At 33.2% G+C, this 17463-nt stretch carries 12 protein-coding genes; 7 read left to right on the forward strand and 5 right to left on the reverse strand.

The window, feature by feature from the left end:
• Positions 1-39: 39 nt before the first annotated feature.
• Positions 40-4515, reverse strand: coding sequence for a translocation/assembly module TamB domain-containing protein (locus tag AP058_RS08970; RefSeq protein WP_231739609.1), 4476 nt, complete (start codon positions 4513-4515; stop codon positions 40-42).
• Positions 4516-4719: 204 nt separating this feature from the next.
• On the opposite strand from AP058_RS08970, the gene tsaD reads away from it, so the two are divergent.
• The 7 genes from tsaD to AP058_RS09005 all read left to right on the forward strand — a co-directional run bounded on the left by tsaD (position 4720) and on the right by AP058_RS09005 (position 10541).
• A complete protein-coding gene (gene tsaD / locus AP058_RS08975) occupies positions 4720-5742 on the forward strand; it encodes a tRNA (adenosine(37)-N6)-threonylcarbamoyltransferase complex transferase subunit TsaD (RefSeq protein WP_066309427.1) in 1023 nt (340 codons plus the stop codon).
• 2 nt (positions 5743-5744) lie between these two features.
• Positions 5745-6455, forward strand: a complete 711-nt coding sequence (locus AP058_RS08980) for a 16S rRNA (uracil(1498)-N(3))-methyltransferase (RefSeq protein ID WP_066309433.1) — start codon at positions 5745-5747, stop codon at positions 6453-6455.
• A 23-nt stretch (positions 6456-6478) separates the two neighbouring features.
• On the forward strand, positions 6479-7117 hold the full coding sequence (locus AP058_RS08985) for a DUF4159 domain-containing protein (protein ID WP_066309436.1): 639 nt from the start codon (positions 6479-6481) through the stop codon (positions 7115-7117).
• 3 nt (positions 7118-7120) lie between these two features.
• Positions 7121-7633, forward strand: a complete 513-nt coding sequence (locus AP058_RS08990; RefSeq protein WP_066309438.1) for a TrmH family RNA methyltransferase — start codon at positions 7121-7123, stop codon at positions 7631-7633.
• A gap of 63 nt (positions 7634-7696) precedes the next feature.
• Positions 7697-8788 (forward strand): AI-2E family transporter, encoded by a 1092-nt coding sequence (locus tag AP058_RS08995; RefSeq protein WP_066309441.1) that lies wholly within the window; start codon positions 7697-7699, stop codon positions 8786-8788.
• A 2-nt stretch (positions 8789-8790) separates the two neighbouring features.
• Entirely contained in the window at positions 8791-9969 is a 1179-nt protein-coding gene (locus tag AP058_RS09000; RefSeq protein ID WP_066309443.1) for an SAM-dependent methyltransferase, read from the forward strand.
• 5 nt (positions 9970-9974) lie between these two features.
• Positions 9975-10541, forward strand: a complete 567-nt coding sequence (locus AP058_RS09005) for a hypothetical protein (RefSeq protein ID WP_066309609.1) — start codon at positions 9975-9977, stop codon at positions 10539-10541.
• Here AP058_RS09005 and AP058_RS09010 read toward each other — a convergent pair.
• From AP058_RS09010 to AP058_RS09025, 4 genes are all read right to left on the reverse strand, one after another.
• On the reverse strand, positions 10524-11183 hold the full coding sequence (locus AP058_RS09010; RefSeq protein WP_082706615.1) for a M15 family metallopeptidase: 660 nt from the start codon (positions 11181-11183) through the stop codon (positions 10524-10526). The two genes, AP058_RS09005 and AP058_RS09010, sit on opposite strands and share 18 nt — an antisense overlap.
• A 34-nt stretch (positions 11184-11217) precedes the next feature.
• On the reverse strand, positions 11218-13479 hold the full coding sequence (locus AP058_RS09015) for an acyl-CoA dehydrogenase (RefSeq protein WP_066309444.1): 2262 nt from the start codon (positions 13477-13479) through the stop codon (positions 11218-11220).
• 270 nt (positions 13480-13749) lie between these two features.
• The gene (locus AP058_RS09020; protein WP_231739612.1) at positions 13750-16116 is read right to left on the reverse strand and encodes a glycosyltransferase; all 2367 of its coding nucleotides are present in this window, start codon (positions 16114-16116) and stop codon (positions 13750-13752) included.
• A gap of 16 nt (positions 16117-16132) precedes the next feature.
• A complete protein-coding gene (locus AP058_RS09025; RefSeq protein ID WP_066309452.1) occupies positions 16133-17197 on the reverse strand; it encodes a pesticidal protein Cry7Aa in 1065 nt (354 codons plus the stop codon).
• Positions 17198-17463 lie beyond the last annotated feature (266 nt).

Here is a 17463-nt window from a genome sequence, read left to right on the forward strand (position 1 = left end):
AGTATATAATTTTATTTTTGATTATAAATTGACATAGCTTTAATCTTCCTCTGGAATTCTCCCTTGATTATTTTGCTTTTCTGAAGGGGGACGCTCTGCATTTTTCTTTTCTTCTTCCTTCTTTTTGTCCTCTTTCTTTTTGGCTTCGTTAAAACGAATGTAATCTGGATTCAAAGAAGAATCTTGAAAATCATCATTAGATTTTATGGCACGTTCTAGTTTCTGATCTTTAAAAATTTTATTGACCAGTTCTTTAAAGGTGTCAAAATCGACCTCGTAACTCACACCGACTCCCTGTGTGTAACCAATCCCTTGACCTACATAATTAATGTCATTTTCACGATTAAACAAGCGCAAATTAAGCGAACCGTCTTCACTAACTCTATATTGTACTTCTACGTCGCCTACAATCGCAGATTCGTTGATCCCACCAACTGGCACACCAACCTTACCGTTTATAGTTATCCTCTCATTTACTTGAGACGAAATATTTGCTACAAACTGACCGTCTGCCTCTTGTCCCACTCTTCGATCGGCTGCAATATAATTTAAGTTTACAGCAAATTTATCATTGTCTGTCTTAATAATATTACCCAATAAATTAGTCGCTGTCTCAAACAAACTACCCGAGAAATCAGACTGATTTACTCCTTCTGGACTTAAAAATGCGCCTGAAGAAAGCAGATACAAAGCTTGGGTTTGTCTCACATCTTTGTCATCTAATTTATACTGAATTTCAGATTTCATGACACTGCTGACCGTAGGGAATTCGATATTAAAAACAGGCTCTGGACTTGCCAAATCACCGCGTAAACCGATAACCACGTCCACAGGTACTTTTTTATTAAATGAGGAACTTTCTAACAATACCGATGGATTAGCAGTAGTTCGATATACTGCTTCGATATTTAATTGTGCTTTCATTGGGTTTCCTTCCCAAATAATTTGTCCTCCTTTTTTTACTGCAAATTTTTTGTCAATTAAACCACCATATTTAAAATTATAGGTTCCTTCGTAGGCTTGAAAATCGCCCCACATATTAAATTTACCTAAAGTATTAATCTTAAACAATAACGAACCATATCCTTTTCCTTTAATTCCGTGACCAGAACTACGATCTAAAATCACCTCTACTTCTGCATCTGGTGTTATATCAAAATCGAATTCCAATTCTAAACCATTATAATTTCGGGTATTCTCAACAATTCCGTTAGCTAAATTGTATTTTTCTTTCGGAGTTACAAAATGGATAAAGCTGCTTTCACCCACACTTTCAGCATAATTAATCGGAATTTTAATAACTGTTCCTTTCTCAGATTTTGCGGCTACTTTAATAAAAAGTGATTCAACTGGACCTTTAATTGATGCTGAACCATTGATAAATGCGGTTCCAAAATAACCCGCATCATCGCTATCTTTTGTATCAAGAACCAATAATTTCTTTGTATTTATATCTAAATTTAATTTCCAATCTCCAAAATTCTGATGTTCTATCGTTCCGTTTAAAGAACCTTTTGTATCGTATTTCGTGTCTGTTAAACTGTTATTTCTTAACAAAAATTTCTCATCGGTGACATCAATAATCGTACGTTCGCTTAAAGCGTAATCGACATTTAAGTACGGAATTGTCAGTCCAGCCTTGCTTACATACAATCGGCCATTTACATCTGGTGTTTTTAAATTTCCAGCTATAGAAGCATTTCCCGAAACAAAACCTCTAATGTTTGACAACACATCGCCTCCTAAGTTTCTTAAAATTCCCAAGTTAAAATCTTCCATTTTTAGATTCATATCTAAAACGGTTTCTTTATTTACAATTTCAAAATCTCCTGTGGCACTAAAGGATTCTGCAAAATTATTTTTTACCGAAGAATTTATAGTAAATTTTTTAAAATTTTCATCTCCAGCAATATCAAAATTTAAGACGCCAAGTTCAGTGTCATTAATATTTAAATCGTTAATTTTTATCGATGCAGTTGGTTGATAAACATTCTTATTCTGTTTAAAATGAACACCTCCCACTAAATTTCCTTTAAAGGTGAATTTATCGTTTTCGGGCGTGACTTTATTAATATCAACATTGTTAAACTTCAGATTAATATCTTTATAAGAATCTCCTTTTATTTCTCCAAACAGATCGATTTTTTGATCTTCATGCGATAAAATAAAATTATCAATGGTGAAATTTTTTAATTCTTTGTCAAAAACAACTTGGTTGTTGCTTTCTCCTTTTTCATTCAAATACCACATGTTCTCCTTAAATCTCATTTCTGATTTATGAAATCCAATAACATTCTTTTTGTCTTTATTTATCGTGTGATATAAATTTAAATTAAAATAATCTTCGGCTTTTTTACCTCCTTTAAATTCTGAACGAACAAAAAGAGTGTCTTTCATCGTCACATTAATCAAACTGAAATCACTCACTTTATAGTACTTCGTTTTAATACTATCTACTTCTACATAAGCATTGTATAGCGGATTTTTATTATCTAGACGAAAATTTATATTGTCTAATGTATTCGTTCCAAGTGTTATTTTTTCTGAATTTAAACGGAACTTGAATTCTTTTTTATCAGAATCAATCTGGCCACGCATCATCGTATTCGTGCCAATATTAATTTCTGGATAAAAGAGCTCCACTACTTTATTATATATATTAAAATTGAACTTTAAAAATTGTCCTTTGGTGACTTTTGTTGGTTTGTAATTTGCATATAAACTTAGTACAGAGTTGGCTGCTAAATCATACAACTGATCAAATCTAAATTTTCCAACAATTTGACCTTCGACCACATCACTCGAATTTATAGTAATGGTTCGCACGCGATTGGCATCAAATTCAGAATTAATAGTTACTTCATCAAATGGATAGATTGATTTTGAATTGACATAAACGGCATTGCTCAAATAAATAGTTCCGTATAAATTTTCAATATTATTACCCGTAACAGCAACAATTGCGTCGCCCTGGAAAGTTGACAGCGTATCATTTACAATCTTCAATTTGTGCAAATCAGCTTTTTCGACATTAATGTGAAAATCGTATTTGTTTTCTCTTTTACTTAAATCGACTAATCCATCAAAATTTAAAATCAAGTTTGGATCTTTTATTTTAATCTCTCCTTTATAATTGGGAAGTTTAAAATTTCCGTCCACTGTAATATTTTGGTAATTGTAATTATTGTAAAATAAATTACTAATCGTTCCTTTTACGGCAGTATTCAAGTATTTTTGCGTAAAACCCTTACCATCTATCGTTAAGTTTGCAGTAGTTTTTCCGAGACTTTTTAAGTCCAACAACGTTCCAATATTAAAATCTTGTAAAACTACAGCTCCACTATAAGAGGCACGATCGATAAAATCCAAATCAGAAATTTGCAAATCAGCATTTCCATTTCCAATATCGGTGACTATCGTAAAGTTAGTTTGCAGTTCCTTTTTAGAAACCCGTGCATTTCCAATTAAATTTACACGTCCTAGACGTTCAATTTCTTTGGGCAAACTTTTTCCTAAGACGTTGGGCAATACTTTAACCAAATTTGCGTGCGATGTCGACAGCAATTTTAAGTCTCCGATCATTGCAAATTCTTGATCGTCTTTACCAAATAAATTTTTAAAATTTATTTTACCGACAATTTCTGATTGATTACTATCGACTAATTTTAATTTAGATAAAGTCAAATTATTTAATGTTCCTTTAACGGTCGAACGCAGTTTAAACTTTATGTTTTTACCCATTTCAGTATAAAAATAACGAACGTCATTGGAAGCTAAAGAAGCGGAATCAATTGTTACATCAAAACGAACTTTATCAGTAAATGAAGCAAAATCTTCAATTTTATAATTTAATGAAGCGGTACCATTTAACTGCGATTCACGGGTGGTAATTCCCAATTTATCCAATTTAATTTGCTCTTTGCTGTAGCTAAAAACAGAAGTAAAATTAGTGACATACAAACCACGATGGTCCTTAAAAGACAAACGATGAATTTTAGTATCTACATTTGGACCTGAGATTTTAAAATCGCTTATAAAAGCATTTAAATTCGTAAAGTCTACATCTTTTGGGACAGCTCGATTTTCATCTGTTAAAATAAAATGACCTTTATTGATATAGGCATTCTTTGCAGTCATTAAAAAAGGTCTGCTTTGTTTTGTAGGCGGTTTGTCAGAGTCGAAAGCACGAATAAAAACGTCTAAGTTGTTTTCTTTCTCGTTTTTATATGTTTTTAGATTAAAAAGTAATTTGGTCAATCTAATGTCGCCAAACATTAAATCACCATCTAAAATTCTTTTTCCGCCTAAGATATTCGTTTGTAAAATAGCCGAATAAATTAAAGTGTCTTTATGATGGTCTCTAATAAGAACGTCTTTTAATTTTACACCACCAAAAACACTCACAGCGACTTTACTTACGTGAATGTCTATTTTAAAATTTTTGTTAATTTTTTCGGTGTAATAATTAGCTATTTTGGTTTGCACCGTAGGTACCGCCAATAGAGTTGCCAACACCAACAAAAGAAGGATTAATCCGAGTATCGATCGAAGAAATATTTTGCTAAACTTTTTGATAGGTTTACTTTACTTTTTAATTTTAATATTGATGGTTCAAATCAAAGTTCTTTTGATAAAAATTCTTTAATTTTGGCAACTCGTTCTAAACACTTAATTGAACCATAATTTTGGTCAAATATAATTCAAAATTCGTGCTTTTATATGCAAAAATCTGAGGTTTTTATACTTGCCATTGAAAGTTCTTGTGACGATACAGCAGCTGCTGTCTTACATAACGACAAAGTACTCTCAAATGTTGTAGCCAATCAGCTTATTCACAACCAATACGGCGGCGTTGTTCCTGAATTAGCTTCGAGAGCGCACCAACAAAATATTGTTCCAGTGATTGATGCCGCGCTTCGTAAGGCAAATGTACAAAAAGAACAACTAACTGCAATTGCTTTTACCCAAGGACCCGGACTTATGGGTTCACTTTTGGTTGGCAGCTCTTTTAGTAAATCGTTGGCCTTGGCGTTAGACATTCCTTTAATTGCTGTAAACCACATGCACGCTCATATTTTGGCTCATTTTATAGATGAAGAGGGATACGACAAACCCATTTTTCCGTTCTTGGCATTAACAATTAGTGGCGGACATACGCAAATTGTAAAAGTGAGTAGTTTTTTTGAAATGGAAATAATTGGCGAAACGACCGATGATGCCGTTGGTGAAGCTTTTGATAAAAGTGCCAAAATTTTGGGACTTCCCTATCCTGGCGGACCTTTGGTCGACAAACATGCGCAACTGGGAAACCCAAAAGCATTTGCATTTACTAAACCTAGAGTACCTGGATTAAACTTTAGCTTTTCAGGATTAAAAACAGCTATTTTATATTTCATTCAAAAGAAAAAAGTAGAAAATCCGAATTTCGTAGGTGAAAATATAGATGATATTTGTGCTTCGATACAGCATACGATTATAGAAATTTTAATGGACAAATTAAAATTAGCCGTTAAAGAAACCAAAATTAATAGAATTGCTATTGGTGGCGGAGTTTCTGCCAATTCAGGAATTAGAGCTCGACTAAAAGAGACGGAAGAAAAATACGGTTGGAAAACCTACATTCCAAAATTTGAATACACTACCGATAATGCTGCTATGATTGGCATTGTGGGTTATCAAAAATATTTATCAGAACAATTTGAAACTTCAGCTGTTGTTTCAAAAGCAAGAATCCAATTTTAATTATGCAATTATTTTACAATCCATCTATTGACGAAAATGTACAAGAATTTTCTTTTGACAAAGAAGAAAGTCGTCACATTATAAAAGTGCTACGCAAAAACGACGGAGATATTTTACATGTGACCAACGGTCAAGGTTTATTATTTGAAACACAAGTTGTTTTGGCTTCAGATACAAAATGTACGGTTAAAATTCTTTCGTTCGAGAAAAAACCAGTACCAAATTTCAAATTGCATTTGGCAGTTTCTCCTACCAAAATGAACGATCGTTACGAATGGTTTTTAGAGAAAGCTACTGAAATTGGAGTTCATGAAATTACGCCTATCATTTGTGATCGTTCCGAACGAAAAGTTATTAATGTTGATCGGTACGAAAAAATAATTTTATCGGCTCTAAAACAATCCAATGAAGTTTATTTACCCAAATTAAATCCTGCGATTTCTTTTAAAGAATTTGTTAAACAGAATAAAAACAGCGGTTTACAACTGATCGCACATTGCGAGGAAACCGATAAAAAGACATTGAAATCTGTTTTAGAACTGAGTACGGATGTCACTATTTTAATTGGTCCTGAAGGTGATTTTTCTGAAAAAGAAATTGAGCTGGCTTTTGATAATAAGTTTCAACCGGTATCTTTAGGTAACACGCGTTTGAGAACAGAAACAGCCGCTGTTGTAGCGTGCCATAGTGTTGCGTTTTTTAATGAAAGTTAGTACACTCTTTTGAAAATAACAATATGAAAAAAATAACTTTTCTATTTCTTTTGTTTTCTAGTTTTGTTTTTTCGCAAGAATTCGCACTTTTAAAATACAGTGGCGGTGGCGATTGGTATGCAAATCCAACCTCTTTACCCAATCTTATTTTATTTTGCAACGCCAATATAAATACAAAAATTATAGCAAAACCAGTTACTGTAACGCCAAGTGATCCCTATTTACTATCGTATCCATTTGCGCACATGACTGGACATGGAAATGTTGTTTTTAGTGAAGCTGATATTGCAAATCTGCGTAATTATATGAACGGCGGTGGTTTTTTACATATTGATGACAATTACGGAATGGACCCCTACATTCGTCCTCAAATTAAAAAAATATTTCCTGCTAGCGAGTTAGTAGAATTACCCGCAAGTCACGCTATTTTTCAAAAGCCATTTTCTTTTCCTGCGGGTTTGCCCAAAATTCACGAACACGATAATAAAAGACCGCAAGCTTTTGGAATTTTTATTGACAACAAATTGGTTTTGTTATACACTTATCAATGTGATCTAGGAAACGGTTGGGAAGATGCCGAAGTGCACAATGATCCTCTTGCTGTACGTGAAAAAGCGTTAAAAATGGGCGCAAATATTATTAATTACATATTTACGAATTAAAAAATGCAACTTTCACACGAAGAAACGCAGTTTGAACGCAAAACTTTTCCAATTACTATAATTTGCGATCATATCTATTTTCAGCAAAACATTGGCTCGATATTCCGTATATCGGAAGCTTTTGGTGTCGAAGCTATATTTTTTTTAGGCAAAGACATCCCTTTAACACCACGAAAAATTAATAAAACGTCTAGAAGCACGCATTTACGCGTTCCTTATACGGTTGTAGAAACCGAATTAGAAATTAAAGAATATTTACTAGCAAATAAGTATGAAATAATTGCTTTAGAAATTGCGCATAATAGTGAGGCTCTTCAAAAAGTGAGTATCGAAAGAAATAAAAAAATAGCTTTGCTTATCGGTAGCGAAATTAGTGGCGTTTCTGAATCTTTGTTAGAAATTGCACATCAAGTCGTGCACATCGATATGTTCGGAGCCAATAGTAGCATGAACGTAGCACAAGCCGCAAGTATATGTTTGTATGAAATAACTAATCAATTGCTGCAGTTAAAGTAAAATTAATTTACTTTAATTATTTAAGCAGTATTTTTCTATATTTATCCTTTAAATAAAACTACAATGATAACATCTAAAATAATTTCTAACGGCCTTTTGCGAGCACTTGCAACTATCCTAATTATAGGTCTAGTTTTGTACTTTTTGTACGTGATTCAAACTGTAATTGTATACCTAATAGTTGCTTTAATTTTGACGCTTATTGCGAATCCGCTAGTACAATTTTTAGAAAATAAACTTAAATTCAGTCCGACGTTTGCTGCTATAGTGACACTGATTTTATTTTCTTTGGCTGTTGCGGGATTTATATTATTGTTTGTTCCATTAATCATCTCGCAAGCAAACAATCTGGCACTTTTAGATACAGATAGTTTGCAAACTCAATTTATGACCATCGAAAAGTCCGTCGAAAAATATTTTAACCTCGAGCATTTGGATTTTAGTACTTTAGCACAAAATGCCGATCTAACTTCTAAAATAAATTTTGGCTTTTTTACTAACTTTATTAACGCAGTTCTAAATTTCCTCGCAAATTTTGGAATGGGAGTAGCGTCGGTCTTCTTTATCACTTTTTTCTTTGTTAAAGATCAATTATTATTTAAAGAAAATGCGAGACGCCTTTTACCAGATAATAATGAAGATAAAATTATAAATTCCGTTTCAAAAATAAATTATTTATTGACTCGTTATTTTGTGGGTTTGCTCATGCAACTAACCGTAGTTTTTATTCTCTACTTAATTGTTTTATTAATTTTTGGAAGTCAGAATGCTTTTATAATTGCATTTTTGTGCGCGCTCCTCAATATTATTCCGTACATCGGACCAATTATTGGAACCGTTTTAGCAGCACTATTAACGATGTTAAGTTTAATTGGCCAAGATTTTCAAAGTGAAATCTTACCCACTACGATTTACATTGTTATTGGTTTTTTCTTGGTTCAAGCCATAGACAACAATATCAGTCAGCCAATTATATCGTCTAAAAGTGTGAACTCTCATCCTTTAGAAATATTTTTAGTCATTCTTATTAGTGGAATTTCTTTTGGTATTGTCGGAATGATTGTTGCAATTCCAGTCTTTACAATGATCAAAGTAATTTTAAAAGAATTTTTTCCGAATAATAAAATTGTAATGGTTTTAACCGAAAGAATATAATATTGAAAATTCCCATTTTACAAGCTGAAATTCAAGACTTTATCAATAAACAAATAGGTAAATCAATAGCACGATTGGCTTTCCAAAAAAATCAGTTTCCAGATGTAGAATGGATTTCTATTTTGAATCAAATTGAAGCAAAAAGTAAAGCTAAAGACAAATTACCCACTTGGTTTAATACCAATAGCATCATTTATCCGAGCAAGATTTCTGTTGAACAAACTTCTTCAGAAAAAACGGCAGCCTACAAAACTTCCTTACTTTCTGGAAATTCAATAATAGATTTAACTGGCGGTTTTGGTGTAGATGATTATTTTTTTTCAACCATTTTTAAGACAGTAATTCATTGCGAACTTGACGCTTCTCTTTCTGAAATTGTAGCGCATAATTTTGAGCAAATGAATGCTTCAAACATCAAATGTTATGCAGGTGATAGTACACATATTTTAGAAGAATTAAAGCAATATTTTGATTGGATATATATTGATCCGTCTCGCAGAAATGATGCTAAAGGAAAAGTATTCATGCTGACCGATTGCTTACCAAATGTACCTGAAAATTTAGACTCTTATTTTAAGTATTCTAACTGCATACTATTAAAAACAGCACCATTGCTAGATATTGCTGCAGGATTGGACGAACTTAAAAATGTAAAAAACATCCATATCGTTGCGCTAGAAAATGAAGTAAAAGAAGTACTCTGGGAAATTCACCATGACTATACGGATGTAATTACTATTAAAACAGTAAATATTTCGAAGGAGAAAAATCAAACTTTTGAATATGTTTTAAACACAAACAACGAATTTGCAACCTACCATTTGCCACAAAAATATTTATACGAAGCTAATAGTGCGATAATGAAATCTGGAGGTTTCGAATCCGTTAGTTCACAATTTAAAATCAATAAATTACATAAACATTCTCATTTATATACTTCAGAAGAAGCAATTGAATTTCCCGGGAGACGTTTTGAAATACAAAACGCAATTCCTTACAATAAAACGGAAATGAAACTTCATTTGTCTAATAAAAAAGCAAACATTACTACTAGAAATTTTCCGGATACGGTCGAAATCATTCGAAAAAAATGGAAAATAAAAGACGGAGGAACTAGTTATTGTTTTTTTACAACGGATGTAAATGATAACAAAATTGTATTAATTTGCACAAAATTATAATTGCGATGAAAAATCTATTTCTACTTACTTTTTTACTTTTTACTTTTAATTCATTTGCACAAAAACCTTGCGAATATAGTGCGAACGTTACCGATTCTATTGGAACTTATAAAGCAACCAAAGGCTATATTATGAGCGAAAAGAGTATGGACAGCAGTTCCAGTTACGTTTTCTTTTCGTTGATTTCTACCGATGATATGCCTACCTTAAACTTACAATTGATTAAAAAGAGTAAAAATTTTATTAGTGCCAACTGTTTTGACAAGAATTCTCGTTTGATTTTGCAACTGGCTAACGGAAAAATAGTGACTATGTATCACATCGATCAAGAAAGTTGCGGAACGTTAATTCGCGGCGAAAACAGTTCAAACAATCGCATTAATACTGGCATTTTTATGTTCATAAAAGGAAGCATAGAAGAGCTGAAAAAATCTCCTGTTACAATGATGCGTATTAAGTACCTAAATGGTTCTGAAGATTTTGTCGTAGGAAACGAATTAACTTCTGAAATGGATGGTCAAAAATACGAACCAGATACATTTTTTATCAATACGCTAAAATGCATCGAGTAACAAATTGCAATTCCAATTAGTGTTAGACACTTTTTCATTTAAACCTGCTTTTAAATTATAGTGCCACCATTCCGAATCAAAAGCATTGAAACCGTGCTTTTGCATCACTGTTTTTAGCAATTTTCTGTTGTTTAAAATCTCTTTGGGCAACTTAGTATATTTGTGACTCGCTTCAATTCCAAAATGGTCGAACTGAGTTCCCATTAGCAATTCAATACCATTTTCATCTACCAAAGTAATATCAACGGCTCCTCCTCTATTGTGGATGGAGCCTTTATTAGGATCAGCTACATATTTTGGATTAGAAACTATTTTCCACATTTTTTTCTGAATAGAAAGTGGTCTATAACAGTCGAATAATTTTATTTTATAGCCCTTTTTTACAAATTCTCTGTTTGCTTCTACCAGAGCTCTTACGGTTTGTAGCCGCAAATAACATTCATCGCAATCGTACACTTTAGCTTTTAAGAAATTGTCGTCAGTAGCATATTTCATATCATAAATAAAATCAGAACTGTAGTCTTTTAAATTCACAAATATAGTATCTGCAACCATTTGATTTTCAGCTTGTATTTGTCCAAAAACAGACGAGCTAAAAATAACTGTAATGGCAATAGAGCAAATATTTTTTACAAGTTTCATTGAAATAAAATTAGATTAGAAGTCAAATTGAAGTTTATTTAAATATAATTGGGGCTGCCAAACAGCTGTCTGGAATGTTAAATGCATCCATCAAAGGAACTGCATCTGGACGAATATCCCAACACAATTGATTGACCATTTTACGAATTGCTTTCGTCTTCACTGCTTCCATGTAGCCATCTTCTAAAAACCATCCTTTATTTTTTTCAATTAGTGAAAGCGCATACAATTGCTCTAATTTATTTAGAATTGCTTTTACGGATTCGTCTTTTACTTTTGCTACGGCAATCTGAAATTGTTCTAAGGTCACACGTTCCAAATAGGCTTGTGCCACATCGATCATTTGATGCTGTACCACATTAAAAGCATCATAAGGCTCTAAACCACTGTCAATTAATTTTTTGATTCGCTTAGCAGCAGAAGCTAGAATACTTTTTTCTCTATGCTCAAAAGCTTGCAAATGAAACTGACGGTCTAGTAAATGATCGGCATCAGTTTTTCTTGTTACAATCGGATTCTTTTCTGCTATTGCTGTTCTTGCATTCTCATAAACGTAATTAATGATTCCCATCGATCCCATTTCACCAAACGACTTTCTAAATTCAGATAGTCTGTTCTTGGCGACCAATTGCATCAAAACGGTATTGTCTCCTTCAAAAGTAGTATAGACTTCGGTGTCATTTTTCAATGCATCAATTCTGTTTTCTGACATATATCCTTTACCGCCACACGCTTCTCTACATTCTTGCAAAATATCTCTGGTACTCCAAGTTGAATACGATTTCATTCCTGCAGCCAAGGCTTCAATTTCTTGCATTCCTTCGTCGGTTCGTGCTAAAAATCGATTGGTAAGATATTGTAAACCAAAATGCATTGCATAGGTTTTAGCCACGTGAGGAAGTAAGCGTCGTTGATGGATTCTATAGTTTAAAACGGGAACTTCAGATCCTCCGTCTGGACCAAATTGACGGCGTTGATCTCCATATTTAATTGCAATAGTTAAACCTGATTTAGCTGCAGCCAAGGCAGAACGAGGAATTCCGATTCGTCCACCTACCAAGGTTCCTAACATCGTAAAAAATCGTCTGTTGTCGCTCGGAATTGGACTTTCAAATTCTCCATTTTCATTTACCGAAGCAAATCGATCTAACATATTTTCTTTCGGAATAACCACATCATTAAAACTAATTGTTCCGTTATCTACACCATTTAGTCCCATCTTTAATCCGCAATCACCAATTGTAATTCCGTTTAAAACAGTAGCATCAGCATCTCTTAAAGGTACAATAAAGGCGTTGACTCCGTAATCGTGATCGTCTATAATTAATTTGGCAAAAACGGTCGCCATTTGTCCGTGCATTGCAGCATTGCCAATGTATTCTTTTTGTGCTTTTTTGTTTGGTGTTTGAATCGTAAACGTTTTGTTTTCATGATTATAGGTCGCTGTCGTTTCCAGTCCTTTTACATTCGAGCCGTGATTGGTCTCTGTCATGGCAAAACAGCCTGGCAGCTGCAAAGAGCCAATTGCTTGCAAGTATTTCTCGTGGTGTTTGGCTGTCCCTAACAACTGCACACTCATTCCCCACAAACCAAATTGCACCCCAAATTTAATTACCAAACTTAGATCGTGGTAACTTAATGTTTCCATAATGGCAAAATAATCCGCAATATTCTCGCCGCCGCCATATTCTTTTGGATAGGCCATATTTCCAAAATTTTCTTTTGCTAAAATGCGACACCATTCATACACTTTAGTTCTATAAACTGTAGTGTCTGTGGATGTTTCGTAAGCAAATTCTGGTTTAGAAATAACCGCTTTTACCTTATTGATTATATCTGCTTGGTCGCCATCCAATAGCGCAGTTAATTTTGAAATATCAAAGCTACTATCGGTATGCGTTCTTGAAGTAATTGAATTTACAGTTGTTTTGAAAGTACTAATGACCTCTTCTCCTAAATAGCCTAAATCATTTTCTAATTTGGTAAAATATGGTTCCAAGCCGTTAATATTCGCATCGTTATTTGAAAGCGCTTTTACAATATCAAAAATAGAATTAATGGAGGGATTAGCTTGTACAATTTTTTCTAATTCCGATTTCCATTCGTACAAATTTTGACGTGATGGTGGATTTGATATTGTTATTTTTGAAAGTAAAAATTGCTGTTCTTCTGGCAAAAGCCAAGTTTGAGTAGTTATAAAATCTTGTAAAGTTTGAAACTCTTTCTGTGTTAAAAGGTCATCAGACCATACTAAGTAAAAAAGCGGTATAAAAGCTTGCAGTTTGGCATTATTCATAATAAAATTATAATAAAGTTGGGCATGAAATTTAATGATACTGTAAAGTACTCAAAAATTTTAAATTCTCTTACTCCTAAAAAGTTAAATCCGTAATTTCTTTAGTATGTGGAAAAATACTCTGTAATTCAAATAGTGTCGAAGGAAATCAAAAAGTATCTTTATGTCTTTTTTGTCTCTACAGTAAAGTAATGAAAATGCAAAAAGAGAGCTTGCACGCACAAACTCTCTTTTTATATAGTCCAAAATACACTCAAAAAACCTTTATATCTATTTTAATGTAACTTCTCTCTTTTTTCCGAGAGTCGTCAAAGTAATATCTTTCTTTTTGAAATTAAAACCTAATGATTCGTTTACTGAATTATCGGTTCCTGTAGCCGACTTAACTTCATTAAAACGTAGAAAAGCAGCGTTTTTTGCATTGATTTTTTTACCCGTTGGCAATTCTATAATTTTTCCTTTTGATGTATAGCTTTCAACTAAAAGTCGTGCAGATAAATAACAAACAGTAGACTCTGCTCCTTGGTTTAAGTTTACATTTCCTTTCTCTAAACCATCATAACAACCTCCCGTAATGGGATTGTACATGATGTGATTTAAGTGGTTCTTCCCTAAAAACCAATCAAATGCTAACTTCAAATTCTTTTTATACATCGGATCACCAAATGTTTGATAAAATAAGTCCAAACCGTACATCATGTAGCATGCTTCAATTGGTTGCTCTCCGTATTCATGGGGAATTGCTCCTTTTTCATGCCATCCTTGGTTGCTAATGATTTTAAATTTATCATTAAAAAACATTTTGGATATTAGAAAATCCATCGACTCCAATGCTATTTTTTTATGAGCTTCATTTCCAGTTACAACAAAAGAAATTAGCAACGCTTCGGGTAAAACACTATTTGCGTACGTCAGTTTTTCTTCAAACCAATTCCAGTTTTTTGATGCTGTATTAATGTAGGTTTTTTCTAATTTCTTTGACAAATGATTGAGTAGATTTAATACTCGCTCGGTTGGTGTTACTAAATAAAGCTGATACAATCCCTTTACAGCAAATGCAATCGCTCTAGGCGAATGCAACTCTTTGGCAAAAGTCAGCGTTTTGTTAATGCTTAAAGTAGCTTTATAAACAATTGATGCTGGCAATGTTCCATTTTCTAAACTTAGCAAATAACCCAACGCCCAAATTGCACGACCGTTAGAATCTTCTAAATTTTCGTTGCTATTTTTTGGCTCTACTACATTAAATTGATCGACGTAGTTTATAAAGTTTCCTTTTTTCAACTGACATCTTACAATAAAATCAAGATAAATTTTAATGTAAGGAATGTCCGTTTCTTCTCCTTTTAACTTATAGTGCTTGCACATCGCAATTAATGCTCTTGCGTTATCATCTATGGTATATCCAGCATCTAAATCGGGCTCTGAAATTTTACAGAACTGAAAGATTCCAAGATCCGAAGTCATCGCTTTTTGATGGTCCATGTTGATCTCAGGATAATTTATTTTTATTTTTGATAAATCCGTTGCAATTTTCTGGTACGTCTTAATGTGTTTAAGAGCGGTATTTTCCCAAGATGTTTTAGTCGTTTTTGCGTAAGCATTCAGTGCCATATGCGTTCTTAATTCAGAATCGCTTAAAAGTTTCAAAGTCGCTTTTGCAAACTGATCTGAATCCTGAATATCAGCTAAAATACCAATATCAGAAGTCAAGCTTTCTAAAGTGTGCGGAATCTTACTTGCCACAATTGGACAAGAACAGCTCATTGCATATGAAAAAGTTCCACTTACTGCTTGATTTGGATCTTTGGACGTAAACAAATACACATCCGTTGCTTTAAGATAATCCAATAATTCATGTACTTCCAAATACTCATTGACAAAGCGAACATTTTTTTCGAGATGTAATTCTTTAACAATTGCTTCCAACGAATTGCGGTAGTGATCTACATTATCGACGATAGTGTTTGGATGTGTTTTACCTAGAATTAAATACAGAACATTCGGAAATTGTGCTACAATTTGAGGAAGCGCTTTCAAACCTGTTTCAATACTTTTTCCTTCTCCTAATAATCCAAAAGTAGAAAGTATCAATCGGTCCTCTAATGCTAATTTCTTCTTTGCTTGATCAGTACTTTCGTAACGAACCAAATGTGTTCCGTGTTCCACCAATGCAATATCCTTTTCATTGATACCGTACTCTTCCATCAAGATTTTTTTGGACTGATTGGTCATTACAAAAATGGCTTCACTATAACTGCACAGCAAACGTACAATAGCTTTTAATTTTTTATCTGGATTCGGAATTACGCTATGAAAAGTATAAGCAATTGGCTTTTTTATTACCTCTAAAAAATCCAACAAATAATTGCCAAACTCACCACCAAATAAACCGAATTCGTGCTGAATATGAACTAGTTTAACAGCATCGTCCTTATTAATATCATTTGCTACTGCAGCATAAGCTTCTCTATTTTTAGATGGTAAATGATAAGCTGAGCTTTTATCTGCCTCTCCTTTAAAAGTAATTTCGCAAATTTCACAGCTGATACTTTTACCATATATTTTTTGAATTGCATTAACAGTGTCTTCTGTAAACGTAGCTATTCCGCACTGTGTCGGTGGATACGTTGACATAAAAATTATTTTCGATTTAGGAGATAACGTTTTCATCACTCTGATTATTTAAATTGTTCATTAATTCATTAAAATCCACAGAAGCTACTGCAATCTCGTCATCGGCAGCGCCATAATAAATATATAATCGACCGTCAAAAATCGCAGTTCCCGTTGGAAATACTACAAAATTAACATAGCCTTGCTTTTCGTAAGTCTCACTTGGCGAAACTAGTGGTTCCTTTAAACGTGCAATCACTTTCAAAGGATTTTCTAAATCTAATAAAGCCGCACAAGCATGATATACTAACCCTTTTTCGCTCTTTTCGGTAGCATGATAAATAAGTAGCCAACCATCGGCTGTTTCTATCGGTGGACAACCAGAACCAATATGACTCGATTCATGTTTATATTTTGGACACAAAACTGTGTGCTGGTCCAGGCCTCGTATGTAATTTGACCAGAATTCCGCATTCAAATCGGATAAGTTTTCATAACTGGCAAATTGAATTGCGGGTAATAAACGATGCAAAAACGCATACTTACCATTTATTTTTCTCGGAAAAAAAACTACATTTTTATCCCAAACATAAGCGTCGTCTTTGGTAATAGGATTAAAGTGATGCTTACTCTCATTATTGTGCTTCACATATAGCGCGTTAGGATCGGATTCTTTTATCTTTTTTTCATGTAATAAATTATTATAAGCCAAAGCCGAAAACCTTGGTGTAATAATCCCTTTTTTCTTCCACTTTTTTAAATCTTTAGATACCGCTAAAGCTCCAAATGCGTTAACTCCATCGTACGCCACATACGACAAATAATAGGTATCTTCTATTTTAGTCAATCTTGGATCTTCCACTCCGTGACACTCATAAATAAATTCAGGAAAAATAATGGGTTTTTTATCTCTCTGAACCAGATCTAACGGACCATTAAATTGACAGTACCCGATACTCGAAAAATTACCAACGTGTGCGGCACGATAAAACATATGGACTGTATTTCCTTCTTGATAAACTGCGGGATTTAACACGCCTAAATTTTCAAATTCTAAGTCTGTTGGTTTTAAAATAACGCCATGTTTAACAAGAGAATCCATATCAATCAATTTATTTATAAAGTTACTGCTCTAAAGACGAAAAACTTAACTCAATCGAAATTTTGATTAGCTCAATATGTTGCAGTTAACTTGAAAGAAGCATAGAGGGGTGTTTTAATTGTTTTTGAAAGTGTTTTGAAAGAAAGCCATTAAAACTTTTTAACATAAGGGCATTGAATACTGAAATAGTAAACAATTCACACTAAATAAATGCAAGCTTGCATGACACCTAGATACAAAAAAACCTTCAAAATCAATGACTTTGA

The sequence above is a fragment of the Flavobacterium sp. TAB 87 genome (assembly GCF_001529295.1).
In the GTDB taxonomy this organism is placed as follows: domain Bacteria; phylum Bacteroidota; class Bacteroidia; order Flavobacteriales; family Flavobacteriaceae; genus Flavobacterium.